The sequence below is a fragment of the Allobosea sp. NPDC055353 genome (assembly GCF_053644975.1).
Genome location: NZ_JBSHMC010000001.1, coordinates 367809 through 390866, shown reverse-complemented (window position 1 = coordinate 390866; position 23058 = coordinate 367809). Strand labels below are relative to the sequence as shown.

General features: G+C 63.9%; 17 protein-coding genes. 6 read left to right on the top strand and 11 right to left on the bottom strand.

Annotated elements, in window-relative coordinates; genetic code table 11:
• Nucleotides 1–112 precede the first annotated feature (112 nt).
• A complete protein-coding gene (locus tag ACWIEX_RS01740; protein ID WP_454031433.1) occupies nt 113–610 on the top strand; it encodes a GNAT family N-acetyltransferase in 498 nt (165 codons plus the stop codon).
• A gap of 3 nt (nt 611–613) precedes the next feature.
• Here the strand turns inward: ACWIEX_RS01740 and ACWIEX_RS01735 are convergent, their stop codons facing one another.
• Entirely contained in the window at nt 614–760 is a 147-nt protein-coding gene (locus ACWIEX_RS01735) for a DUF2267 domain-containing protein (protein ID WP_454031432.1), read from the bottom strand.
• Between the two features lie 63 nt (nt 761–823).
• Nucleotides 824–1015: a DUF2267 domain-containing protein gene (locus tag ACWIEX_RS01730; RefSeq protein ID WP_454031431.1), complete on the bottom strand. Its 192-nt coding sequence runs from the start codon at nt 1013–1015 to the stop codon at nt 824–826.
• Between the two features lie 524 nt (nt 1016–1539).
• Here ACWIEX_RS01730 and ACWIEX_RS01725 point away from each other — a divergent pair.
• Together ACWIEX_RS01725 and ACWIEX_RS01720 are read left to right on the top strand one after the other, a co-directional pair.
• On the top strand, nt 1540–1893 hold the full coding sequence (locus tag ACWIEX_RS01725) for a hypothetical protein (protein ID WP_454031430.1): 354 nt from the start codon (nt 1540–1542) through the stop codon (nt 1891–1893).
• Entirely contained in the window at nt 1890–3335 is a 1446-nt protein-coding gene (locus ACWIEX_RS01720) for a JHBP domain-containing protein (protein ID WP_454031429.1), read from the top strand. The genes ACWIEX_RS01725 and ACWIEX_RS01720 overlap by 4 nt, the downstream gene beginning before the upstream one ends.
• Here the strand turns inward: ACWIEX_RS01720 and uvrB are convergent.
• The gene (gene uvrB, locus ACWIEX_RS01715) at nt 3332–6034 is read right to left on the bottom strand and encodes an excinuclease ABC subunit UvrB (RefSeq protein ID WP_454031428.1); all 2703 of its coding nucleotides are present in this window, start codon (nt 6032–6034) and stop codon (nt 3332–3334) included. The two genes, ACWIEX_RS01720 and uvrB, sit on opposite strands and share 4 nt — an antisense overlap.
• A 143-nt stretch (nt 6035–6177) precedes the next feature.
• On the opposite strand from uvrB, the gene ACWIEX_RS01710 reads away from it, so the two are divergent.
• Nucleotides 6178–9606, top strand: a complete 3429-nt coding sequence (locus ACWIEX_RS01710; RefSeq protein ID WP_454031427.1) for a class I SAM-dependent DNA methyltransferase — start codon at nt 6178–6180, stop codon at nt 9604–9606.
• 72 nt (nt 9607–9678) lie between these two features.
• On the opposite strand, the gene ACWIEX_RS01705 is transcribed toward ACWIEX_RS01710, so the two are convergent.
• Complete coding sequence (locus tag ACWIEX_RS01705; RefSeq protein ID WP_454031426.1) at nt 9679–10893, bottom strand: BaiN/RdsA family NAD(P)/FAD-dependent oxidoreductase; 1215 nt, start codon at nt 10891–10893, stop codon at nt 9679–9681.
• A 206-nt stretch (nt 10894–11099) separates the two neighbouring features.
• Between ACWIEX_RS01705 and ACWIEX_RS01700 the strand changes: the two genes are divergently transcribed.
• Complete coding sequence (locus ACWIEX_RS01700) at nt 11100–11420, top strand: YnfA family protein (protein WP_454031425.1); 321 nt, start codon at nt 11100–11102, stop codon at nt 11418–11420.
• A gap of 9 nt (nt 11421–11429) precedes the next feature.
• Here the strand turns inward: ACWIEX_RS01700 and ACWIEX_RS01695 are convergent, their stop codons facing one another.
• From ACWIEX_RS01695 to ACWIEX_RS01665, 7 genes are all read right to left on the bottom strand, one after another.
• Entirely contained in the window at nt 11430–13157 is a 1728-nt protein-coding gene (locus ACWIEX_RS01695) for a Na/Pi cotransporter family protein (protein WP_454031424.1), read from the bottom strand.
• 239 nt (nt 13158–13396) lie between these two features.
• On the bottom strand, nt 13397–14464 hold the full coding sequence (locus tag ACWIEX_RS01690; protein WP_454031423.1) for an ABC transporter ATP-binding protein: 1068 nt from the start codon (nt 14462–14464) through the stop codon (nt 13397–13399).
• Nucleotides 14465–14479: 15 nt separating this feature from the next.
• The gene (locus tag ACWIEX_RS01685) at nt 14480–16687 is read right to left on the bottom strand and encodes an ABC transporter permease (RefSeq protein WP_454031422.1); all 2208 of its coding nucleotides are present in this window, start codon (nt 16685–16687) and stop codon (nt 14480–14482) included.
• A gap of 231 nt (nt 16688–16918) precedes the next feature.
• On the bottom strand, nt 16919–17956 hold the full coding sequence (locus tag ACWIEX_RS01680) for an ABC transporter substrate-binding protein (RefSeq protein ID WP_091858403.1): 1038 nt from the start codon (nt 17954–17956) through the stop codon (nt 16919–16921).
• 90 nt (nt 17957–18046) lie between these two features.
• Nucleotides 18047–18829 (bottom strand): inositol monophosphatase family protein, encoded by a 783-nt coding sequence (locus ACWIEX_RS01675; RefSeq protein ID WP_454031421.1) that lies wholly within the window; start codon nt 18827–18829, stop codon nt 18047–18049.
• Nucleotides 18829–19839, bottom strand: a complete 1011-nt coding sequence (iolG, locus tag ACWIEX_RS01670; RefSeq protein ID WP_454031420.1) for an inositol 2-dehydrogenase — start codon at nt 19837–19839, stop codon at nt 18829–18831. The genes ACWIEX_RS01675 and iolG overlap by 1 nt, the downstream gene beginning before the upstream one ends.
• A 60-nt stretch (nt 19840–19899) precedes the next feature.
• Nucleotides 19900–20700: an SDR family oxidoreductase gene (locus tag ACWIEX_RS01665; protein ID WP_454031419.1), complete on the bottom strand. Its 801-nt coding sequence runs from the start codon at nt 20698–20700 to the stop codon at nt 19900–19902.
• A gap of 442 nt (nt 20701–21142) precedes the next feature.
• Between ACWIEX_RS01665 and ACWIEX_RS01660 the strand changes: the two genes are divergently transcribed.
• Nucleotides 21143–22930 (top strand): peptide ABC transporter substrate-binding protein, encoded by a 1788-nt coding sequence (locus tag ACWIEX_RS01660; RefSeq protein WP_454031418.1) that lies wholly within the window; start codon nt 21143–21145, stop codon nt 22928–22930.
• Nucleotides 22931–23058: the final 128 nt, after the last annotated feature.

Sequence of the window (23058 nt, the reverse complement as noted above, 5' to 3'; positions counted from 1 at the left end):
CAGCATGCCTCCGGATGGCTGCCCCTCGGGGTGAGGTGAACACAGAATAGGCACGGGCCGCGCGGGCGGGGATTAGTTTTCACGGGCAGCACCGGCATGGCATAAGCCCCTCATGAAAATCCGCACCGAACAGCCCGCCGATTCCGACGCCATCCGCGCCCTGACCACGGAGGCCTTCGCGACGGCGCCGCATAGCAGCGGCACCGAAGCGGCGATCGTCGATGCCCTACGTAAGGCCGGGGCGCTGACGCTCTCGCTCGTCGCCATCGAGGGCGACGAGATCGTCGGCCATGTCGCCTTCTCGCCGGTGACTATCGACGGGGCGGAGCGCGATTGGTTCGGGCTCGGGCCGGTCTCGGTGAAGCCGGGCCGGCAGCGCGGCGGCATCGGCTCGGAGCTGATCCGCGAGGGCCTGCGGCGCCTGCGCGAGATCGGCGCCGCTGGCTGCGTCCTGCTCGGCGACCCCGCCTATTACGGCCGCTTCGGCTTCGCCAGTGATCCGGCGCTGGTGCTGGAGGGCGTGCCGCCGGAATATTTCATGCGCCTCGGTTTCGGCCCAGAGGTGCCGGCCGGCACGGTGCGCTATCACGCGGCTTTCGACGGGGCCTGAGGCTTAGACCGCCCAGAATTCCCGCGCGCCGGGCGGCAACTTGGCCAGAGCGCGCTCGAAGGCTTGCGGCTCGACATGCCGGCGCAGCGCCCGGGCGACATCGGCGATGCCGCTTTCCGGCAAGATGCTGTGGTCTCCACGAAAGGCCATCGCCTCCCGCGCCAGCGTCGTGCGGTCGGCGAAGGGCTTTGTCGGCTGTCGGAGGTCCCAGTCCTACAGGACCATCGCAGCAAGCAATGGCGGTAGCGCGCCGGCGAAGGCCAGCCCCTCGGCCGGCGTCAAGCGCGCCCGGAAGGTGACGAGCACGGCCAGCACCGACTGCCAAGTCTGATGCGTGGTGGCATGGCCGAGCTCATCGCGCGCATCGAGCAGGAAGCGTTCGAGATCGCGCGAGGCATGGACCAAGGTGGAGCGGACGGTTATCGGTAGATATCATTTTCCCGTTTGACGGTGAAACAGCATCCTGCGAGAAACGGTTTCGACTGTATTACGGGGATGCCTATGCCGTCGCCATTAGAGGCCTTTCTTTCGAGGAATTCTGTCACCGGGAGCAACGCACTGCCGCTGGTGCACACGACAAAATCATTCAATTTTCGATCAATAATAACCAGCGAAGAAATAACCCCGCAAGACTGCGATGTTTTTCTCGATGAAAAGCTAAATTATTTTTTTGTTGGGAGACCAGCTTACAAATACAAATCCGACACATCCAGCGCCGAACCTTGGGAACTCCCGTGCTGCTTTATATTCGAAAGCGACTGCATAAAAGAAATAAAAAGAATATTCCCTTTTGATTCTGGGGCCTTCTCGAATAAAAAGTACCCAGACTATATTAATTTTATGCCGCTGGAAAATTTCGCTTCCAGCGAGGCATCATTTCCGTCAAAGATAATCGGCTCCTTTTTCGAGACACGAAACGTTACTTTGAGATGAAACCCAAGCCACGCCCCGAATTCGAGCAGGAATTTTCCTTAAACGCTTTCGATGCTGAGATACTCGCAGCAAACCGACTTTCTGCAGAATCGACACCAAAGAGCTTCGATGACCGGCGTTTTACAATAGAGATACAAACGGAAGAAACAATAAAACTCAATTCAAATAAGCTTATAGCTGTGATTATACCGGAGACTTATCTATCTATAGCGGGCGTCATTGAAAAAATCGAAGGCGATTGGGACGCAGAAGCCATAGGTTACCCAATGTACTCTCTTTCTACAGAAATGTACTACGCGACAATATATCGCGAGGTACACGAATTATATAAACGAAGAGGCTTACTGTGAAAGAAAAATCGTTGGGATTCTATTGTTCTCCAAAAGAGAACCCACCCACATTTGTTATACCCATATTCTTATCTAAAATTGATAACGGCTCTTTTGCTCAAGATCTAACCTCTGATGGCATAGTTAAAAAATTTCAATACTTTAAGCCTGATCTTTTTTTTCCAGTCCCCGCGCTAGCACCGGCGATAACCATTGGCATAGGTGAGCCTGGGCTGTCCGCGTTCTGGCTTGACGATCTAACTGTATTGGTTGGCACTCTCGATACGCTACGCCTCCAGATTGCGCAGATTGATGAGGCGGAGCTTCCGCCCTTTGTTGCTGTAGAAGCACTGACTTTAGTTGGAGACATTCAACGACTCTCAAGATCAGCAGATCACGCCAGCAGCCTTCTAAGTGGCCGGTCAGCAATCGGATACCGAGATCGAATAATATCTCGTTACAATATGATAAATAAACTTCAATCAAAGCCGACCGCACAGCATGCAGAATCTAGTTTGAAGATTGATGATTTGATCAAGAGGCTCCAGGCTATATCTAAATCGGAAGAGTGGTTTTATGCTTGGTCCTCAGGCTGGTTTAAGTTTGATAAAGATAAAAGATTATTTGATATTGCAAAGTGGAGAATCAATGAGTTCAAAGCTGCCGAGTTCACCTCGAGGATAATCTCCCTTATACTTAGTGCAAAATACAGAAATGAAGCTCTGGAAATTGCAGAGAAATGGCTATCTATTTCTGATTTGAGAACTTCTGGCTGGGGCTCGATTTGGATAAATATTTATAATTCTAAATTTCAAAGAAACGTGAAACTTGAAGAACTTGGACTTAATTACCTAAAGATAACATCAGAATATACCAAATTTTCTCCAAATTATTCTTGGTGCATAGTCTGGGATCGAATATGGAAAACGGGTGAATATCTTGATGATCTAGAATCAATATCGATCGATATTACCAGGAGAACCAATAAATATTCTGATTCTTTTGTCGAATTTGTTGTCAACCCATTTGCCTCGAAGCATCCTGATAAGCGCTGGGCTATGGATTACATGAGAAATTGGCTTTTGACACCAAAAAGCAACAGCCTGTGGGTTCAGAGTTATATGCAATTCTCTAAAAGACTGCAGGACCCATCTCTCAATAAATCTGCAATAGATTGGTTACATCGATTGGGAGCTGGAATGAATTTATGGAAAGATCTATGGACACATTGTTCGCAGTTTATATCTCAAGAACAATCAATAAATCTAGCAGAACGGTGGCTTCTACATTCTCGCAAAGATTTATCTTCATGGCCTAGGGTATTCATGGAAATTCTTCATAAACAAGGGAACATTCCATCTCCGTCACTAGCTCGCTCTGCAAGACTCTGGGTTGATTTTCATCAAGGGCAAAAAAGAAACTTCTTGATTGAGCGAGCAGCAGAGATTCGAGAAGCAAACTAATTTTTTCGTCGCCGCCTCTCCCCCGCCCCCTTCGGCCGCGATTCCGGCACCGGGCCCATCTCGTCCAGTGTCGGCTTCCGCACCCGTGAGGTGCCGGTCAGCAGCGGGTTCGGCTTCTCGCCAGCTTTCGGCTTGCCCTCGCCGCCGCCCCAGTTATGCGGGCCCATGTCCTCGTCCGTCGGCTTGCGGGCGCGGGTCGGCGGCAGGTTGGCGCTGGAGCCGTAAGAGCGCTCGCCCTTGTACTTGCCGGCGGAGGCCTCGACATCGCCCTGCCGCGCGAGCGGATCGTCCGCGATCGCCAGCTCCGTCGCCTGCAAACGCTTGATCTCGTCGCGCAGGCGGGCCGCCGTCTCGAATTCGAGATCGGCGGCGGCCTCGCGCATGCGCTTCTCGAGATCGGCGATCGCGGCCTTGAGATTGTGGCCCGAGGCCGGCGTCACCAGCCCCTTGTCGACCGTGACATGGTCGCGCTCATAGACCGAGCCGAGGATGTCGCCGATGGCGCGCTTGATCGTCTGCGGCGTGATGCCGTGCTCGGCGTTGTAGGCCTCCTGCTTCTCGCGGCGGCGATTGGTCTCGGCAATAGCCCGCTCCATCGAGCCGGTAATGTGGTCGGCATAGAGGATGACCTTGCCGTCGACATTGCGGGCGGCGCGGCCGATGGTCTGGATCAGGGAGGTCTCGGAGCGCAGGAAGCCCTCCTTGTCGGCGTCGAGAATGGCGACGAAGCCGCATTCGGGGATGTCGAGGCCCTCGCGCAGCAGGTTGATGCCGACGAGGACATCAAACGCGCCCAGTCTTAAATCGCGAAGAATCTCGATGCGCTCGATCGTGTCGATGTCCGAGTGCATGTACCTGACGCGAATCCCGTTCTCGTGCAGGTATTCGGTCAGATCCTCGGCCATGCGCTTGGTCAGCACGGTGACAAGGGTGCGGTAACCCTTCTCGGTGACCTCCTTGACCTCGTCCAGGAGGTCCGCGACCTGATGCTTGGCGGGGCGGATCTCGACAGGCGGGTCGATCAGGCCGGTCGGGCGGATGACCTGCTCGGTGAAGACGCCGCCGGTCTGCTCCATCTCCCAGCCGCCGGGCGTGGCCGAGACATGCACCGACTGCGGTCGCATCGCGTCCCATTCCTCGAAGCGCAATGGCCGGTTGTCCATGCAGGAGGGCAGACGGAAGCCGTATTCGGCCAAAGTCGCCTTGCGGCGGAAGTCGCCCCGGTACATGCCGCCGATCTGCGGCACCGAGACGTGGCTCTCGTCGGTGAAGACCAGCGCGTTGTCGGGCAGGTATTCGAACAGCGTCGGCGGCGGCTCGCCCGGCTTGCGGCCGGTGAGATAGCGCGAATAGTTCTCGATGCCGTTGCAGGAGCCGGTGGCCTCGATCATCTCGATATCGAAGGTACAGCGCTGGTCGAGCCTTTGCGCCTCCAGGAAGCGGCCCATGCGGTTGAGCTCGTCGAGGCGGGCCTTGAGCTCCTCCTTGATCGACTTCACCGCCTGGGTCAGCGTCGGGCGTGGCGTGGTGTAGTGCGAATTGCCGTAGACCTTGATGAATTCGAGCTCGCCGGTCTTCTGGCCGGTCAGCGGGTCGAACTCGGCGATGCTCTCGACCTCGTCGCCGAACAGGCCGATGCGCCAGGCCCGGTCCTCATAGTGGGCCGGGTAGAGTTCGATCACGTCGCCACGGACGCGGAAGGTGCCGCGGGCGAAATCGTGCTGGGTGCGCTTGTACTGGAGCGCGACGAGATCGGCGATGAGCTGGCGCTGCTCGATGCGCTCGCCGAGCTTCACCGAGAAGGTCATCGCCGTATAGGTCTCGACCGAGCCGATACCGTAGATGCAGGAGACGGAGGCGACGATGATCACGTCGTCGCGTTCGAGCAGGGAGCGCGTCGCCGAATGGCGCATGCGGTCGATCTGCTCGTTGATCGAGGATTCCTTCTCGATATAGGTGTCCGAGCGCGGGACGTACGCCTCCGGCTGGTAATAGTCGTAATAGGAGACGAAGTACTCGACCGCGTTGTCGGGGAAGAAGCTCTTGAACTCGCCATAGAGCTGCGCCGCGAGCGTCTTGTTCGGCGCGAGGATCAGCGCCGGGCGCTGCGTCTCCTCGATCACCTTGGCCATGGTGAAGGTCTTGCCCGAGCCGGTGACGCCGAGCAGCACCTGGTCGCGCTCCTGCCGGCGGATGCCGTCGACGAGATCGGCAATTGCGGTCGGCTGGTCGCCTGAGGGAGAGAAGTCACTCTTCATCGTGAAGGCGATGCCGCCTTCCGATTTCTCGGGGCGTTCGGGCCGGTGCGGCGTCCAGGGCTTGCCGGGCTGGATGAAGGGGCTGCCGGTTTCGAGCAGATGCTGCAGAGAAGACGCCGTCGCGGCGGCCGCGCCCTCGGCGCCGATGAAGGCGGAATCCGCCTTCTTGGAGAGCTTGCGCTTGGGCCTCTCCTCGCCGCCGGGACGTTCCAGCGCATAGCTCGGCTTGGCCTCGTAGCCGGCCTGCGGCTTGTCGCTGAAGCCGGAGGCGCCGCCCGGCACTGCCGTGCCGCGGTTGATCGCGGGATTCAGCAGATCGGCGAGATAGCCTTCGAGCGGCTTCAGCTCGGGCTTGGTCGCCTTGGAATTCGGCGTGCGGGCCGAAGAGGGCTTCTTCGCCGCTTTCGGCCTGGTCGCGGTGGTGTCGGAGCTTTTCGGCATGGCCGCAATATGGGGCGGAACCGCCTGCGATGCGAGGGGGGCGAAACGCTTCGCAGGCATGATTGGTGACAGGAGTTGACAGGAACACCTAATGCAATCTTAGATTGCATATATTGATCAATAACAACCTATGGAGATGGACCATGTCGGGGGGCGGGTCCGAAGCCGAGGCGGCGGTCGAAGCCTTCATCGTCCGCTGGCGCCTCTCGGAAGGTGCGGAGCGGGCGGCTTACGCGCAGTTCCTCAGCGAATTCTGCGGGCTGATCGGGGTCGAGCCGCCGCAGCCGCCGACCAGCGATTCCGATGCCGTGACCTATCGCTTCGAATATCCCGTGCGGTTTCCGGATGGGCTGGGCGGGCACAGCACCGGGCGGATCGACCTCTATCGCAAAGGCGCCTTCGTCCTCGAAGCCAAGCAGAGCCGCCTGAAGGGGCAGGCCAAGGAGGTTCTGCCGGCACAGGGCGCCCTGCCCTTCGCGGAACCGGCCGGACCGCGCGGGAGGCGCGGGGCCGATCGCGCCTGGGACGTGCTGATGCTCAATGCCAGACGCCAGGCCGAGGATTATGCCAAGGCCTTGCCGGCGAGCCATGGCTGGCCACCGTTCCTGATCGTCTGCGATGTCGGGCACTGCTTCGAATTCTATGCCGACTTCACCGGGCAGGGTAAGAACTACGTCCAGTTTCCCGACCGGCAGAGCTACCGCGTCTATCTCGACGACCTGCGCGATGCCGGGCTGCGCCAGCGCCTCGCGGCGATCTGGAGCGAGCCGCTCTCGCTCGATCCTGCCCGCCATGCGGCCCGCGTCACCCGCGCCATCGCCGAGCGGCTGGCGGCGGTTTCGAGGGTGCTGGAGCGCGCGCATGATCCCGAGGAGGTCGCGCTCTTCCTGATGCGCTGCCTGTTCACGATGTTCGCCGAGGATGTCGGGCTGATCCGCAAGGATGCCTTCAAGGCCCTGCTGCGCGAATGCCGCGACGCGCCGGATTCCTTCCTGCCGCTGGTCTCGGAGCTGTGGCAGGCGATGGACAAGGGGGAATACTCGACCTCCGTGCGCGAGCGGATGAAGCGCTTCAACGGCAAGCTCTACGAGGATGCCCAGGTCTTCCCGCTCGGCCGCGAGGAGATCGGCGAATTGCTGGCCGCTGCCGAGCATGACTGGAAGGAGGTCGAGCCGGCGATCTTCGGGACGCTGCTGGAACAGGCGCTCGATCCGCAGGAGCGAGCCCGCCTCGGCGCGCATTACACGCCGCGCGCCTATGTCGAGCGGCTGGTCGTCGAGACCGTGATCGGGCCGCTGCGCGAGGACTGGCGGGCCGTGCTCGGCGCGGCGCAGCAGGCCCGCGACGGCGGGGACCCGCGGAAGGCGCTGGCACTGGTCGAGGATTTCCACGAGGCGCTTTGCGCCACGCGGATTCTCGATCCGGCCTGCGGGACGGGGAATTTTCTCCACGTCTCGCAGGAGCTCATGAAAAAGCTGGAAGGCGAAGTGCTCGATGCCGCCGGCGAGCTCGGCCGCAACGAGGAACTCTCCGGCTTCGCCACGCATCAGGTCGGGCCGCATCAGTTCCTGGGCATGGAGACCAATCGCCGGGCGGTGGCGATCGCCGATCTCGTCCTGTGGATCGGCCATCTGCAATGGCATTTTCGGACGCGCGCCCATGCGCCGCGCGAACCGATCCTCGAAAAGCTCGACCATATCTACAAGCGGGATGCGGTGCTGAGCTGGGACGGCTGGCCGATCCCGGATTGGCGCGACGGCCATGAAGCCCTGCCGAACCCGCGCCGACCGGACTGGCCCGAGGCCGAGTTCATCGTCGGCAACCCGCCCTTCATCGGCGGCAAGGACCTGCGAGCGCGCCTGGGACACGTCTATGCCGAGGCGCTCTGGGCGGCGCATCCGCAGATGAACGAAAGCGCCGATCTCGTGATGTACTGGTGGGACCATGCGGCCGAATTGCTGACCCGCCCCGGGACCTGCCTGCGCCGGTTCGGCTTCGTCACCACGAATTCGATCACGCAGCTCTTCCAGCGCCGGACAGTCGAGCGGCATCTCGCCGGCAAGCGCCCGCTCGCGATCGTCATGGCGATCCCCGACCATCCCTGGACCAAGGCCGGGCGAGATACAGCCGCCGTGCGGATTGCGATGACGGTCGCGCGGGCAGGATTCCATGACGGCAAGCTCGGCACGGTCCTGTCCGAAACCGACCTCGACACCGATCAGCCTCAGATCGAACTCGGCATGAACGAAGGGCGGATCAATTCGGACCTGACGATTGGCGTGGACATGACCCAGGCTGCGCCTTTGCGGAGCAATCACGGGCTCTGCTCGCCTGGCGTGAAGCTGCATGGCGCGGGCTTCATCGTGACGCCGGCCGAGGCACGGGCTCTCGGCCTCGGCCTACGGAAGGGCTTGGAGAATCATGTCCGCGACTATCGCAACGGGCGCGATCTGACGGCGCGCTCGCGTAACGTCATGGTGATCGATCTGTTCGGGCTTGCTGCGGAAGAGGTTCGGGAACGGTTCCCCGAAATCTATCAGCATCTAAAACTGAGCGTCCGGGCGGAGCGCGGGGCTCAGTTTCGCCGTTCTCCGACAAAAGACGCCGCCGAGTATCTCGAGCGGTGGTGGGTGTTCGGGAAGCCTCGGCAGCAGTTGCGCCCAGCTCTCGCGCCGCTTCAGCGCTACATCGCCACAGTCGAAACCGCCAAGCACCGCATCTTCCAGTTTCTCGACGCATCGATCCTGCCGGACAACATGCTGGTCACCGTCGGGCTCTCCGACGCCTTTCATCTCGGCGTCCTGTCGTCGCGCGTCCATGTCACATGGTGCCTGGCGCAGGGCGCGACACTCGAAGACCGTCCTCGCTACTCGAAATCGCGCTGCTTCGATCCCTTCCCCTTCCCCGATGCAACTGAACATCAAAAGGAGGCCATCCGCCGCGCGGCGGAGGCACTAGACGCCATACGCAAGCAGGTCTTGCTGGAACACCCCGGTCTGACACTGACCAAGCTTTACAATGTGCGCGAGGCGCTCCTCGCCGGATACGCGTTGAAGGGCGCGGAAGTGGATATCCGCGACCGCGGTCTGGTGATGATCATCGACGAACATCACGAAGCGCTCGATGCCGCCGTCGCCGCCGCCTATGGCTGGCCGGCCGACCTCGGCGATGAGGAGGTCCTGGCCCGGCTCGTCGCCCTCAACCGGCAACGCGCTCAGGAGGAGGCGCATGGCCTGGTCCGCTGGCTGCGGCCGGATTATCAGCGCCCGCGCTTCGGCTCACCCGGTCGCGGAGGCGAACAGGTCGAGGCGGCCTTGCCGATGCCGGTCACGGCGGCAGCGAGCAAGCCGGCTTTCCCGGCCGATGCTGTCGGCCGCGTCGCAGCGGTGCTCGCAGCGCTGGCCGGCATCTCGGCACCGATCGATGCAGCGACGATCGCGACACGCTTCCGGCAGGGGCTCAGGGTCGAGCGAGCAATCCGCGACATCCTGATCTCATTGGCGCGGGTTGGCGAAATCTCCACGCTGGATGGCGGACACAGCTTCGCGCGACGCCTGAGCGGCACAGGATAAGCCTGGATCGGGCCGACGCCCGATCGGGATGCTTGATTGCAGGCGCCCCAGTTCCGTCGGAGCGAAACGGGTTCACGCTTGCCCGGCGAGCCATGCCTCGATGCCGGCGGCGGCGGCCATGCCTGTCGCGAAGCTGGCCTGCAACAGGTAGCCGCCCGTCGGGGCTTCCCAATCGAGCATCTCGCCGGCGACGAAGAGGCCCGGCAGACGCTTGAGCATGAAGCCTGCATCGACCTCGTCGCGCGCGATGCCACCCGCCGTCGAGATGGCGCGCACGATCGGCATCGGTGCTTCGAGCCGCAGCGCCGCCGCCTTGATCAGCATCGCGAGCGCGTCGGGCGCGTCGGGGAGTTTCCCGCCGGAGGCATCCCGCAGCAGGGCGATCGCGACGGGGGACAGCCCGCCCGCCTTGCGCAGGTGATTGCTCAACGTCTCGCCCTTGCGCCGTTTCGTCAGGCGGGCGGCAAGCTCCGGCGCTGAGAGATCGGGCCGCAGATCGACCGCGATCGTGGCCGCGCCATCGCGCCGGATCGCCTCGCGGATCGGCGCCGACAGCGCATAGATCACGCCGCCCTCGATGCCTTCGGCATCGATCATCGCTTCGCCGGCGGCCTGCTCGCCCGCATGGCGGATGACGATGCGCTTCAACGGCTGGCCGGCAAAACGCTCCTTCATCTGAGGAGACCAGGCAACCGCGAAGCCGCCATTGGCCGGCCGGAGTGGCGAGACCGCGACGCCACGCGCCGCAAGCAGAGAAACCCAGCCGCCGTCGGAGCCAAGGCGCGGCCAGCTCGCGCCGCCGAGCGCGAGCACGGTGGCATCGGGACGGACGGTCTCGGTGTCGTCACCCGCGACGCGGAATATCAGGGCGCCATCAGCATCCCAGCCGCTCCAGAGCCGACCGGTCGCGAGCGTTACGCCCAGTCCTTCCAGCCGCCGCAACCAGGCTCGCAGCAAGGGCGAAGCCTTCATCGCGCGCGGAAAGACACGCCCGCTCGAACCGACGAAGGTCTCCGCGCCGAGCCCGTCCGCCCAATCGCGCAGAGCCTGCGGCGGGAAGGCACGCAAGGCCGGCTCCAGCCAGCCGTCCGCCTCGCGATAGCGGCGAAGAAGGGCGTCGAACGGCTCGGAATGGGTGAGGTTGAGCCCGCCTCGTCCGGCGAGCAGGAACTTGCGGGCGGGCGAGGCCATGCGCTCGTAGATCGCGACGCGGTGTCCGGCGCCGGCCAGCCGCTCGGCCGCGATCAGGCCTGCGGGGCCGGCACCGATGATGGCGATATCGGGCATGAGTTCCTTATCCCTCATCGGTCATCCCGGGCGACCAAAGGGAGACCCGGGATCCATTCCGGAACTTTTCCTCGGAGGCTCAGGAATGGATCCCGGATCTGCGCGGCTTTGCCGCTTGTCCGGGATGACCACGTCTTTCCGTCTTGCGTGGCATGGCTTTAGACTGGCGGCCTCTGACCGGAAAGCCCCGAGACCCATCGCCTGCCATGCCGACCATCGCCGCCTATATCGGCGCCGCGCTCTTCGAAATTGCCGGCTGCTTCGCTTTCTGGGGCTGGCTCAGGCTCGGCAAGCCGGTCTGGTGGCTGGTGCCGGGGCTGGTCTGCCTCGGGCTCTTCGCCTGGCTGCTGACATTGGTCGAGAGCGCCGCGGCAGGGCGCGCCTTCGCCGCCTATGGCGGGGTCTATATCGCGGCCTCGCTCGGCTGGCTCTGGGCGGTCGAAGGCATCAGGCCCGATCGCTGGGACCTGACCGGCGGGGCCATTTGCCTCGTCGGCGCCGCGATCATCCTGGCGGCGCCACGCTGACCGTCCCCGTCACCCGCCCGAATGGGCGGCGGGAATGAGCACGGCCGGCGTCTCGCGCTGTGCAGCGGCGGCTTTCGTGTCGCGCAGGCGGCTCTCGCGCAGTTCGTTCGCGGTCTCCAGGATCGGATAGGCGATCGAGACGATATGGCCGTGGATGCGCTTGAGATCGCGGATGATGTCGAGATGGATCGCGCTGGTCTCGATCGATTCCGACCTGCCTGAACGCAGCCGCTGGAAATGGCTGTCGGTGGCGCGCCGCTCGGCATCGCGCATCGCCGCCTTGTCGGCGAAGAGCTGGCGGGCGAGATCGAGATCGCGCGTCGCGAAGACGTTGAGCGCCAGCGCCAGCGCGGAGGCGACGCGATGATGGAAGTCGCGGATCTCGGCCAGGCCCTCCGGCGAGAACGAGTAGCGCTTGCGGATCTTCTTCTCGGCGAGCTCGCGCAGGTTCTTGTCGATGACGTCGCCGATATGCTCCAGATTGGTGATCAGCGTGATAATCTCGAACAGGCGCCGGCTCTCTTCCTCGGACAACTCGTTGCGCGAGACCTTGACCAGATAGAGCTTGATCGACTCGTGAATGGTGTCGACGCCGTCATCGGCCTGGGCGATGGCGCGCGAGAGCTTGAGCTCGTCCTTCTCCAGCAGCGTCATGGTGTCGCGCAGCATGGCCTCGACGCGGTCGCCGAGGCGCAGCGCCTCGCGCATCGCCCCCGCAAGCGCCTCGGTCGGGCTGTCGAGCGCGTTGGGATCGAGATAGCGCGGCGTCACCGCTTCGGCCTTGTCCGCCTTGCCGGGCATGAAGCGCTCGACCAGTCCTGAGATCGGCCCGACGAAGGGCAGGAAGACCAGCGCGCCGACGACGTTCAGCACGACATGGAACTCGATGGCGAGCCGGGCCTCTGACGAGGAGAAACCGATCAGCCAGGTCGAGAGCGGGCCGACGAAGGGCAGCACGACGAGCGCCAGGATCAGGCGCGTCAACAGGTTGCCGACGGCGGCGCGGCGCTGGGCGGCGGGCGCGCCGAGCTGGTCGAGCACCGGAATCACGGCATTGCCGAGATTGGCGCCGATGACCAGGGTGAGCGCCGTCGCCGGCGGGAACAGGCCCGATGCCGCGAAGGTCGCAACGAGCAGGATGATGGCGATACTGGAATGGACGAGCCAGGTCGCGGCGATGGCGGCGAGGATGCCGAGCAGCGGCTCGGAGCCCATGGCGGCGAGGACGACACGGAAGGTCGGCGACTGCGCCAGCGGGGCTGCGGCCGTGTTGAGCTCGATCAGCGAGAGCAGGATCAGGCCGATGCCGACCAGCACGCGGCCAATATTGCGCGGACGCTCCATCGCCTCGCTGGAGAGATACATCGCGACGCCGATGGCGACGCAGAGCCCCCAGAGCCAGCCCAGATCCATCGAGATGACGAAGGCGGCGAGCGCCGTGCCGAGATTGGCGCCGAGCAGGACGGCCAGCGCCATGGCCGGCACGATCAGGGCCTGACCGGCGAAAGAGGAGACGAGCAGCGTCGTCGCCGTCGAGCTCTGCAGCACCATGGTCACGACGACGCCGCTGCCGAAGGCGGCGAAGCGATTGCGCGTGAAACTCTGCAGCGCCTGCCTGAGCTGCGAGCCGAAGGCGCGCATTGCGCCGGTTCGCACCAGCCTGACCGCCCAGATCAGCAGCGCGACGCCGCCGGCAAGGTGGATCAGGATGTTGGTTGCGCTCTCGCCCGTGGCCATTTTCGTGCGGTCTTTCCCCGATTCAGTCGTTGATCTTCGGCCAATTCTATCAATTTTTGATTAGCCAACTCAACAGAAATACACAGCGAAAGTGCTGATATTTGGGCAGAGGCGCGCATGCCGTCATTGCGAGCGGAGCGAAGCAATCCAGGGAGACTGGGTCGAAGCGTTCAACCCAGTCTCCCTGGATTGCTTCGTCGCTTCGCTCCTCGCAATGACGACGTGTGCGACATGGGAGTTCAGGCGGGCGGAATCAGCGTCACGCCGGATTGCGCGAAGGAAACCGAGACCGCAGTACCCGGCGCCAGCATCTCGCGCCCGCCATATTGCACGACGAAGAGCTCGCCGACCTCGGTCTCGACCATGATGTCGAGATGGTTGCCGAGATAGGCGCATTTACGGACCGCGCCCGGCAACGAACCGCCCAACCCCGGCTCGCCCAGCAGCAGCGCCTCGGGCCGGATCGCGACCTTGGCCGGGCCGGCCCCGATGCCGCGCGCCGGCAGGTTGACCGTGGCGGAGCCGATCGCAACATCGGCGCGGTCGTCAGTCACCGCCTTCACGGTGACATCGATCAGGTTGGCGTCGCCGATGAAATCGGCGACGAAGGCGTTGGAGGGCTGCTCGTAGAGATCGCGCGGCGCGCCTTCCTGCGCGATCCGGGCATTCGACATCACGATGATGCGGTCGGAGACGGCGAGCGCCTCCTCCTGGTCGTGGGTGACATAGGCCACGGTCAGGTTGAGGTCCTGCTGCAATTCGCGGATTTCCTCGCGGACGCGGCGGCGCAGCTTCGCGTCGAGGTTCGAAAGCGGCTCGTCGAAGAGCAGCACCTGCGGCTCCAGCACGAGCGCGCGCGCCACCGCGACGCGCTGCTGCTGGCCGCCCGAAAGCTCGGACGGATAGCGGTTCTCGAAGCCCTTGAGGCCGACCAGCGCCAGCTTCTCCAGCGCCATCTGCTTCGCCTGCTCCTTGCCCAGCCCCTTCACGGTCGGCCCGTAGGCGGCATTGTCGAGCACGCTCATATGCGGAAAGAGCGCATAGGACTGGAAGACCATGGAGACGTCGCGATCGGCGGCCGAGAGCTTGGTAACGTCCTTGCCGCCGATCAGGATCTGGCCGTCGCTGGCGATCTCGAGGCCCGCGATCATGCGCAGGGTCGTGGTCTTGCCGCAGCCGGAAGGGCCGAGCAGGGTCACGAGCTTGCCGGCCTCGATGGTGAAGTTGATGTTGTCGACCGCCGTCACCGCGCCATAGCGCATCGAGACATTGCGGAATTCGACGGAAGCGGGTCCGGCCTTGGCCATCTTGAGTCTCTGTCCTTATCCGATCGCGGGGGCCGGGGCCGGTGCGGTAACCGTGGTGGTGCGGGCGCGCCGGCCGAGCTTGCGCTCGCCGACGAGGAACTGGATGAGGGCGATGCCGAGCGCCATGAAGACGATCAGCACCGAGGAATAGGCGATGGCGAGGCCGAACTCGCCAGCCTCGACACGCCCGACGATATAGGCGGTGGAGAGATTGTATTCGGCCGAGACCAGGAAGATCACGGCGCTGACCGCCGTCATCGAGCGCACGAAGGAGTAGACCAGCGCCGAGACCAGCGCCGGCTTGAGCAGCGGCAGCACCACGCGCCAGAGCGTTGTGAAGCTGCGGGCGCGCAGCGTGGTCGAGGCCTCGTCCAGGCTTTTGTCGATCTGCGACAGGCCGGCGATGCCGGAGCGCACGCCGACCGGCATATTGCGGAAGACGAAGGCGATGACGAGGATCAGCCCGGTTCCGGTGATCTCGATCGGCGGCACGTTGAAGGCGAGGATATAGGCGACGCCGAGCACCGTGCCGGGGATGGCGAAGGACAGCATCGTCGCGAATTCGAGCCCCGCTCGGCCGCGGAAGCGCTGGCGCGTCAGCAGATAGGCGGTCAGCAGGCCGATCACCGCCGTCAGCGGCGCCGAGATGGCCGCTACCTTGATCGTCGTGAAGAAGGAATCCCAGGCCGAGCCCTGGAAATAGAGGCCGTTGCTGAAATCGATGGCGAAGCCGGTGATGTAGTGCTGCAGGGTCGGGGTGTAGTCGCGGCCCATGTTGCGCACGAAGCCGCCGACCAGAATGACGATATAGATCACCACGGTCAGCGCGACCCAGGGCACGATCACGGCCGCAGAGAGCCAGGTGATGCGGCGCGGCAATGGCGTCGGCAGGCCGGCATCGCCCTTGCCGGTGACCGTCGTGTAGGATTTGTCGCCGAGCCAGCGCTGCTGCACCCAGAAGGCGCCGAGCGTGAAGGCGAGCAGCACAATGGCGAGCACCGCCGCCTGCCCCTGATTATAGGAAGCGCCGACCACCGCGAAGAAGATCTTGGTCGAAAGCACCTCGAAATTGCCACCGAGCACCAGCGGATTGCCGAAATCGGCCATGCTCTCGACGAAGCCGAGCAGGAAGGCATTGGCGATGCCGGGCCTGAGCAGCGGCCAGGTCACGGTGCGGAAGGTCTGCCAGCGCTTGGCACCGAGCGTCTGCGAAGCCTCTTCGAGGCTGGGCGAGATGCCCTGCACCACGCCGATCAGCACGAGGAAGGCGATCGGCGCGAAGGCCAGCACCTGCGCCAGCAAGACGCCGGGCAGGCCGTAGAGCCAGCGCGAGCGCGGGATGTCGAACCACTCGTAGAGCACAGTCGAGACCGCGCCGGCGCGGCCGAAGAGCAGGATCAGCGCGAGGCCGATGACGAAGGGCGGGGTGATGATCGGCAGCACGGTCAGGGCGCGCATGACGCGCTTGCCGGGCATGCCGGTGCGCAGGATCAGCAGCGCGCAGGCGAGGCCGAGCAAGGTGGTGATGACGCCGCAAAGCACGGCCAGGACCAGCGTGTTCCACGCGACGCCGCAATTGACGTTGGCACTGAGGCAGCCCAGCCCCCAGATCGAGGAATCGAGGAAGCGCTCGAAGAAGGCCGCGGGCGCGAAGGCGCCGTTCTGATCGACCAGCGCGCTCTTCAGGATGATCGCGACCGGGAAGAAGATGAAGATGCCGATCAGCAGGACGACGAGGCCGATCGTCGAGGTCGTGAAGAGGTCGCCGCGGCAGACGCCGCGATAGGCCAGCCCGTGGCAGAGCAGGAAGAGCAGCGACAGAAGCGTCAGAAAGGCGCCGCCGCCGATGCCGCGCTGGGCCGCTCCGGCGCCGCCGAGCAAGGCGGCGAGCCAGGAAATGCCCTGGTCCTTCAGCACGATCGAGAAGGCCTGGGCGAAGAACAGGACCATGCCGAGAAGACCGGCCCAGACCAGCACGGTCGCCGTACGCTGGCGATCGACGCTGCCCCAGAAGATCGTCGCCGCCGCGAGCGCAATGCCGACAGGCAGAAGCCAGGGCGCCTGGCCTGAAAGGGCGAGCGCCAGCGCGCTGCCCGCCTTGCCGAACGGATATTCGGCGAGCCAGGCCCAGTTCGTCAGGCCCATCCCCTCGACGAGATACCAGGGCATCAGCGCATAGCCGAGCCAGCCGATCAGCAGCACGAGTCTCGTCGCTGGCGCCATGGTTGCCCTGCCCTCACCCGTCTTATCGGCCCGAACCGGTTGCCCCGGCTTTCACGGCCCAGCCTTTACCCTGCACCCGAACCACCAGCGTCATCCCGGACGCAGCGAAGCGGAGATCCGGGATCCATGCCGGAGCACATCCGGCGGAGGTTCAGGCATGGATCCCGGGGCAAGCCCGGGATGACGGCGTGTTTCCGAGATTATCCGGAAACACGCCGGAGAGACGCAGCCTTACTTCGGCAGCGCCTTGACTTCCTTGTCCCACTTGGCGAGCAGGCGGTTGCGCTCGGCCGAGGAGCCGTATTTCACGAAGTCGTAGTTGATCAGCTTCATCTGATCCATCTTCGGCGACTGCGCCGGCACCGGCGAGGCCTTGTTCGACGGCACCTGATAGGACTTTGCCGGAGCGGCCAGAGCCTGCGCGGCCGGGGTCAGTGCCCAGTCGTAGAACTTCTTGGCGTTGTCGAGATTGCGCGCGCCCTTGACGATCGACATCGAGCCGATCTCGTAGCCCGTGCCCTCGCAGGGCGCGACCGGCTTGATCGGGTCGCCCTGCACGGCGAAGACCACCGCGTCATGGATGAAGACGATGCCGACGGCGGTCTCGCCGAGGCTCGCGGCCTTGGCCGGGGCCGCGCCCGACTTGGTGTATTGGCTGATGTTCTTGTGGAGGGCCTTGAGGTATTCGAAGCCCTTGTCCTCGCCCATCAGCTGCACGACGGTGGCGAGCAGGTTGTAGGCGGTGCCGGACGAATTGGGATCGGCGACCTGGACGTCGTCCTTCAGCTTGGCGTTGAGCAGGTCGGCCCAGCATTTCGGCTCGGGGATGCCCTTCGCCTTGATCTGCTCGGTGTTGAAGCCGAAGCCGAGCGCGCCGGCATAAATGCCGACCGAACGATGCTTGGCGGCCTTCCACTGGTCGAGCGCCCAGGGGTGCAATTCCTTGTTCTTCGGCGATTCATACTCCTGGGTCAGCCCCTCCTCCGCCGCCTGGAGATGCGGATCGCCGGTGCCGCCCCACCAGATATCACCGCGCGGATTGGACGATTCCGCCTTGAGCTGGGCATAGATCTCACCCGCCGACTTGCGGGTCATCGCGACCTTGATGCCGGTCTCCTTCTCGAAGGCGTTCGACATGGCGCGGCACCACTCCTCCTGGACGCCGCAATACATGACGAGCGACCCTTGAGCGCGGGCCGGGGTGGCGGCGAAGGCCGCCGTTGCGAGCGCGGCGAAAAGCCCCGCCTTGAGCCAGGATTTCGACTGCATATGAACCTCCCTGATCGGATCTTTTGTTTTTTGCCGCTTGCGACGAAGCTGTGATGACTTCGCCGAAAGATCAATTGAATATCGTGCTGGCTAAACGATTCCGGTGATCTCCTTCAGCACCGGCGCCAGTTCCGGGGTGCAGCACAGGATCGGATTGCCCTTGGCGATCCCCTCGCCGGCGAAGAAATCGTTGATCCGGGCGCCCGCCTCGCTGGCGATGACGATGCCGGCAGCGACGTCCCAGGCGTTGATATGGAGCTCGGCATAGGCGTCGCTCGAGCCATTGGCGACATGGCAGAGGCCGAGCGTGCCCGAGCCGCCGCGCTTCATCGCGGCGCCTGCCGTATAGCCGCGCTCGATCACCTTGAGGTAGTTCGCGGCCGGGACGCGGGTCGACCAGCCCAGCTCGACGGAGGCGCGGGCGATATCGGCCGCGCCGGAGACCTTGATCGGGTCGCCGTTCAGCGTCGCACCCGCACCGCGCCTGGAGGCATAGACCTCGCCGAGCGCCGGCGCCGCCACGACGCCGATCTCCGGCTTGCGGTCCGCCAGGAAGCCGATCGAGATGCACCAGTTGCGGTCGCCATGGGCGAAATTCGCGGTGCCGTCGATCGGGTCGAGAATCCAGACCGCGTCCGAGACCTCGCCGCCGCCCTCCTCGCCGATGACCGTATCCTGCGGGAAGAGTTCCGAGAGGCGGCGGCGCAGGAAATCCTCGACCTTGCCGTCGGCGACGGTCAGCCAGTCCTGCGCGCCCTTCATGGTGATGCCGAGCGACTCGCGCCTGGTGAAATAGCCCAGCCCCAGATGGCTCGCCTCGGTGGCGAGGCCGAGGGCCGCATAATAGCGCAGGTCGCGCTGCGCCGGGGTCATCACTTCATCCCCAGATCGACGCGGACGGGCTTGCCGGTCTGCGCGGACTCGGTCGCCGCATCGGCCAGGATCTGGGCCTTCAGGCCATCGAGCCCGGTGGGCGAGGCCGCGGCCTTGCCGTTGCAGGCCGCGATGAACGCGTCGAGTTCGGCGCGATAGGCCGCAGCATAGCGCTCCAGGAAGAAATTCTGCACGGGGTCGGCGCGGAAGCCCTCCCCGTTCGCGATCTCCACCGTGGTTTCATGGATATTGCCGGCGCGCAGCATGCCCTTGGAGCCATGGACCTCGATGCGCTGGTCATAGCCATAGGTGGCGCGGCGCGAGTTCGAGATCTGGGCGATCCGGCCCGAGGCCGTCTTCATGATCACTGCGGCGGTGTCAACGTCGCCGGCCTCGCCGATCGCCTTGTCGACGAGGGCGGAGCCGAGCGCGAAGACCTCGACCGGCTCCTCGGCCAGCAGGAAGCGCGCCATGTCGAAATCATGGATCATCATGTCGCGGAAGAGCCCGCCCGAGCGCTTGACGTAGTCGACCGGCGGCGGCGAGGGATCGCGCGAGATCACCGTCACGATCTCGATCGCGCCGGCCTCGCCCGCACGAAGGCGCTTCTCCAGCGCGGCGAAATTCGGGTCGAAGCGGCGGTTGAAGCCGATCATCAACGGCTTGCCGGATGTCTCCACCGTCGCAAGGCAGCGGCGGATACGGGCCGCATCGAGATCGACCGGCTTCTCGCAGAACACGGCCTTGCCGGCAGAAACCGCCTGCTCGATCAGGTCGGCATGAGTGTCGGTCGGCGTGCAGATCAGCACGGCGTCGATCGCGGCGTCAGAGAGGATCGCCTCGGCGCTCGTGGCCTTCGCGCCGGTCGCGGCGGCAAGCGAGGCTGCGGCTTCCGGCATCGCGTCAGTAACGGCGACGAGCGCGGCATCGCCGCGCGCGGCGACGTTCAGCCCATGGATGCGCCCGATGCGGCCGGCGCCCAGCAGTCCGATCTTCATGGTCTTCGTCATTCCCGTCATCGCGTCTGGTCAGGCAGTCTTGCAGCGGATGCGCTGCGGTGAAATCCGGCGCTAGTCGTGCGCTCCCAGAATGCTCTGGTCGAAATCGATGTTGGAGCCGGTCATCAGTCCGGACTCGGCAGAGGCCAGGTATGCGACCGCCTTAGCGACCTCACGCGGATCGATCAGGCGGCCGAAGGGCTGGGAGGCATTCGCCTCCTCCAGCCAGCCGTCCCTGGCGTCATGGCGCAGCTTCATGATCGCGTCCTCGCCCGGCGTCGCCATCCAGCCGATATTGAGGCCGTTGACGCGGATGCGGTGCTTCAAGAGCCCATAGGCCGCATTCTTCGTCAGCGCGGCCAAGGCCGCCTTCGAGACGCTGTAGGCGGAGAGGAAAGGCTGGCCGCCATGGGCCGACATCGACTGGATATTGACGATGGCGCCCGGGATATCCTGCCTGCGCATCAGATCGGCAGCATCCTGAATCAGGAAGAACGGCGCCCGCAGGTTCACCGCCATGATGCGCTCGTAGAGTTCGGGCGAAGTGTCGAAGATCGTGCCGCGATCGGTGTCGCCCGCGGCGTTCACGAGAATGTCGAGATGGCCGAAGGCCTGCCCGGCCGCAGGCACGACCTGCCTGACCGCATCGAGATCGGCGAGGTCGACCTGATGGAAACGGGCCTCGCAGCCCGCCGCCCGCAGGCTTGCCGCCACGGCCTCGCCGCGCGTCGCGTTGCGCCCGGTCAGCAGCAGCCCCCGCGCACCGCGTTCCGCGAATTCGCGGGCGATCGCCTCGCCCAAACCCTGGCTGCCGCCAGTGACGACGGCGACCTTGCCGTGGAGATCACGGCTGAACGAACCCGTTTGCGACAACGACCCGCCTCCCGAAGCGAAACGGCAGGAATTTTTTAAACATCCCGCTAGTTGGAATAAACATTCCATTCTTGGCATAAGCGAGTCAAGACGACGCGAGGCCACGCTTGTCGAAATCACGTGCAGCGCCGCTGCGCGGGACGAGGACATTGGCAGGAGCAAGGCCGACCGGCTTCCCGAAGCGCCGCAGACGGCCCCTTCTCAACGGAAAGAAAACTGTCGTCTTCAAAAGGCGACCGGCATAATATTGTGTTCGGTGGATAAAATTCGACACATTCATGCAATGATGGCCGCCGGGAACCCCTACCCTCGCGGCAAACGCGCATCTGCCCTGCGCCGCACAGTTGACGCTTTCGTTGGCACATGCCTTGCTGCGCCGATCAACGAGAACACGGCGCGAAGGCGCCGGGGATGAATTTTGTTTGAAGGTGGAGGCTATTCGATGAAAGAGCAGGAAATCCGCGGCCTGGTCGCGGATGTGAAGGAAGGCACGCTGTCGCGCCGGTCCTTCATGCAGAAAATGGCGGCCGTGGGCATTGCCGCGCCGCTCGCAACCCAGATCCTGATCTGGAACGACGTCGCGATGGCGAATGCCACGCTGCAATACAAGCCGACAAAGGCCGGTGGCGGTGGGCCGCTCAAGATGCTGCTGTGGCAGGCCCCGACCCTGCTCAACCCGCATTTCGCCTCGGGCACCAAGGACCAGATCGCTTCGCGCATCTTCTATGAGCCGCTCGCCGGCTGGGACAAGGAAGGCAACCTCTTCCCGCAGCTCGCGGCCGAGATCCCGAGCAAGGCCAATGGCGGTCTTTCCGCCGACGGCAAGACCGTGACGTGGAAGCTGAAGAAGGGCGTGAAATGGCATGACGGCAAGCCGCTGACCGCCGACGACGCCGTCTTCACCTGGGAATACGCCGCCGATCCGGCGACCGCCGCCTACACCACCGGCTCCTACAAGGATATCAAGGTCGAGAAGGTCGACGAGCACACCTTCAAGGTGATCTTCAAGGAAGCGACCCCGTTCTGGGCCGATCCCTTCGTCGGCGTCGCCGGCATGATCATCCCGAAGCATCTCTTCGGCGAGTACAAGGGTGCCAAGTCGCGCGAGGCCCCGGCTAACCTGAAGCCCGTCGGCACCGGCCCCTACAAGTTCGCCGAGTTCAAGCCGGGCGACATCCTGACCGGCGAGCGCAACGCCGACTATCACGTCAAGAACCAGCCGCATTTCGACACGATCGAGGTCAAGGGCGGCGGTGATGCGGTCTCGGCGGCGCGTGCCGTCCTGCAGACCGGCGAATACGACTATGCCTGGAACCTGCAGGTCGAGGACGAGGTCCTCAAGCGCATGGAGACCGGCGGACGCGGCAAGATCAGCGCCGTCCCCTCGGGCGATATCGAGTTCATCATCCTGAACACGACCGATCCGTGGACCGAGGTCGATGGCGAGCGCTCGAGCGTCAAGACCAAGCACCCGACCCTGACCGACCCGGCCGTGCGCCAGGCGATCAACCTGCTGATCGACCGCGATTCGATCCAGAAGTTCATCTATGGCCGCGGCGGCACCGCCACGGCGAGCTTCGTCAACGAGCCCAAGCAGTTCAAGTCGACCAAGCTCAAATACGAGTTCAACATCGAGAAGGCCAACAAGATCCTCGACGACGCCGGCTGGAAGAAGGGTTCCGACGGCATCCGCGAAAAGGACGGCAAGAAGCTCAAATACGTCTACCAGACCTCGATCAACGCCCCGCGCCAGAAGACCCAGGCCATCATCAAGCAGGCCTGCCAGCGCGCCGGCATCGATCTGGAGCTGAAGTCGGTCACGGCCTCGGTGTTCTTCTCGTCGGACGTCGCCAACCCCGACACCTACACCAAGCTCTATACCGACATGGAGATGTACACGACGACGCAGCCGCAGCCCGATCCGGAGCGGTTCCTCAACCAGTTCACCTCCTGGGAGATCGCGACCAAGGAGAACAAGTGGCTGGGCCGCAACGTCTCGCGCTACTCGGACCCGGCTGCCGACGAGGCCTACAAGGCCGCGCAGAAGGAACTCGACCCGGCCAAGCGGGCCGCCTACCTGATCAAGGTCAACGAGATCTTCTGCGAGGCCAACGTCATCCTGCCGATCCTGTCGCGTACCCGCATCGCGGCATCGCTCAACAACCTGTCGCACGATCACAGCGGCTGGGACGTCGACAGCTGGAACATCGCGGCCTGGTATCGTAGCTAGGTCCCCGATTCCCCCTCACGGCAGCTTCGGCTGTCGTGAGGGGCGACAGGCGCGCCGGCCCGCTCCTGCGGCTCCAACAGCCACAGGGGCGGGCCGGCCGTCATCAACACCAGTCCGCGGACGTGCCG

Coding starts and splice junctions, on each gene's coding strand:
- ACWIEX_RS01680 (WP_091858403.1), bottom strand. CDS start 17,956: ATGCAGTCGAAATCCTGGCTCAAGGCGGGGCTTTTCGCCGCGCTCGCA.
- ACWIEX_RS01695 (WP_454031424.1), bottom strand. CDS start 13,157: ATGGCCACGGGCGAGAGCGCAACCAACATCCTGATCCACCTTGCCGGC.
- ACWIEX_RS01690 (WP_454031423.1), bottom strand. CDS start 14,464: ATGGCCAAGGCCGGACCCGCTTCCGTCGAATTCCGCAATGTCTCGATG.
- ACWIEX_RS01735 (WP_454031432.1), bottom strand. CDS start 760: ATGGCCTTTCGTGGAGACCACAGCATCTTGCCGGAAAGCGGCATCGCC.
- ACWIEX_RS01710 (WP_454031427.1), top strand. CDS start 6,178: ATGTCGGGGGGCGGGTCCGAAGCCGAGGCGGCGGTCGAAGCCTTCATC.
- ACWIEX_RS01700 (WP_454031425.1), top strand. CDS start 11,100: ATGCCGACCATCGCCGCCTATATCGGCGCCGCGCTCTTCGAAATTGCC.
- ACWIEX_RS01705 (WP_454031426.1), bottom strand. CDS start 10,893: ATGCCCGATATCGCCATCATCGGTGCCGGCCCCGCAGGCCTGATCGCG.
- ACWIEX_RS01740 (WP_454031433.1), top strand. CDS start 113: ATGAAAATCCGCACCGAACAGCCCGCCGATTCCGACGCCATCCGCGCC.
- ACWIEX_RS01675 (WP_454031421.1), bottom strand. CDS start 18,829: ATGACCCCGGCGCAGCGCGACCTGCGCTATTATGCGGCCCTCGGCCTC.
- ACWIEX_RS01660 (WP_454031418.1), top strand. CDS start 21,143: ATGAAAGAGCAGGAAATCCGCGGCCTGGTCGCGGATGTGAAGGAAGGC.
- uvrB (WP_454031428.1), bottom strand. CDS start 6,034: ATGCCGAAAAGCTCCGACACCACCGCGACCAGGCCGAAAGCGGCGAAG.
- ACWIEX_RS01725 (WP_454031430.1), top strand. CDS start 1,540: ATGAAACCCAAGCCACGCCCCGAATTCGAGCAGGAATTTTCCTTAAAC.
- iolG (WP_454031420.1), bottom strand. CDS start 19,839: ATGACGAAGACCATGAAGATCGGACTGCTGGGCGCCGGCCGCATCGGG.
- ACWIEX_RS01685 (WP_454031422.1), bottom strand. CDS start 16,687: ATGGCGCCAGCGACGAGACTCGTGCTGCTGATCGGCTGGCTCGGCTAT.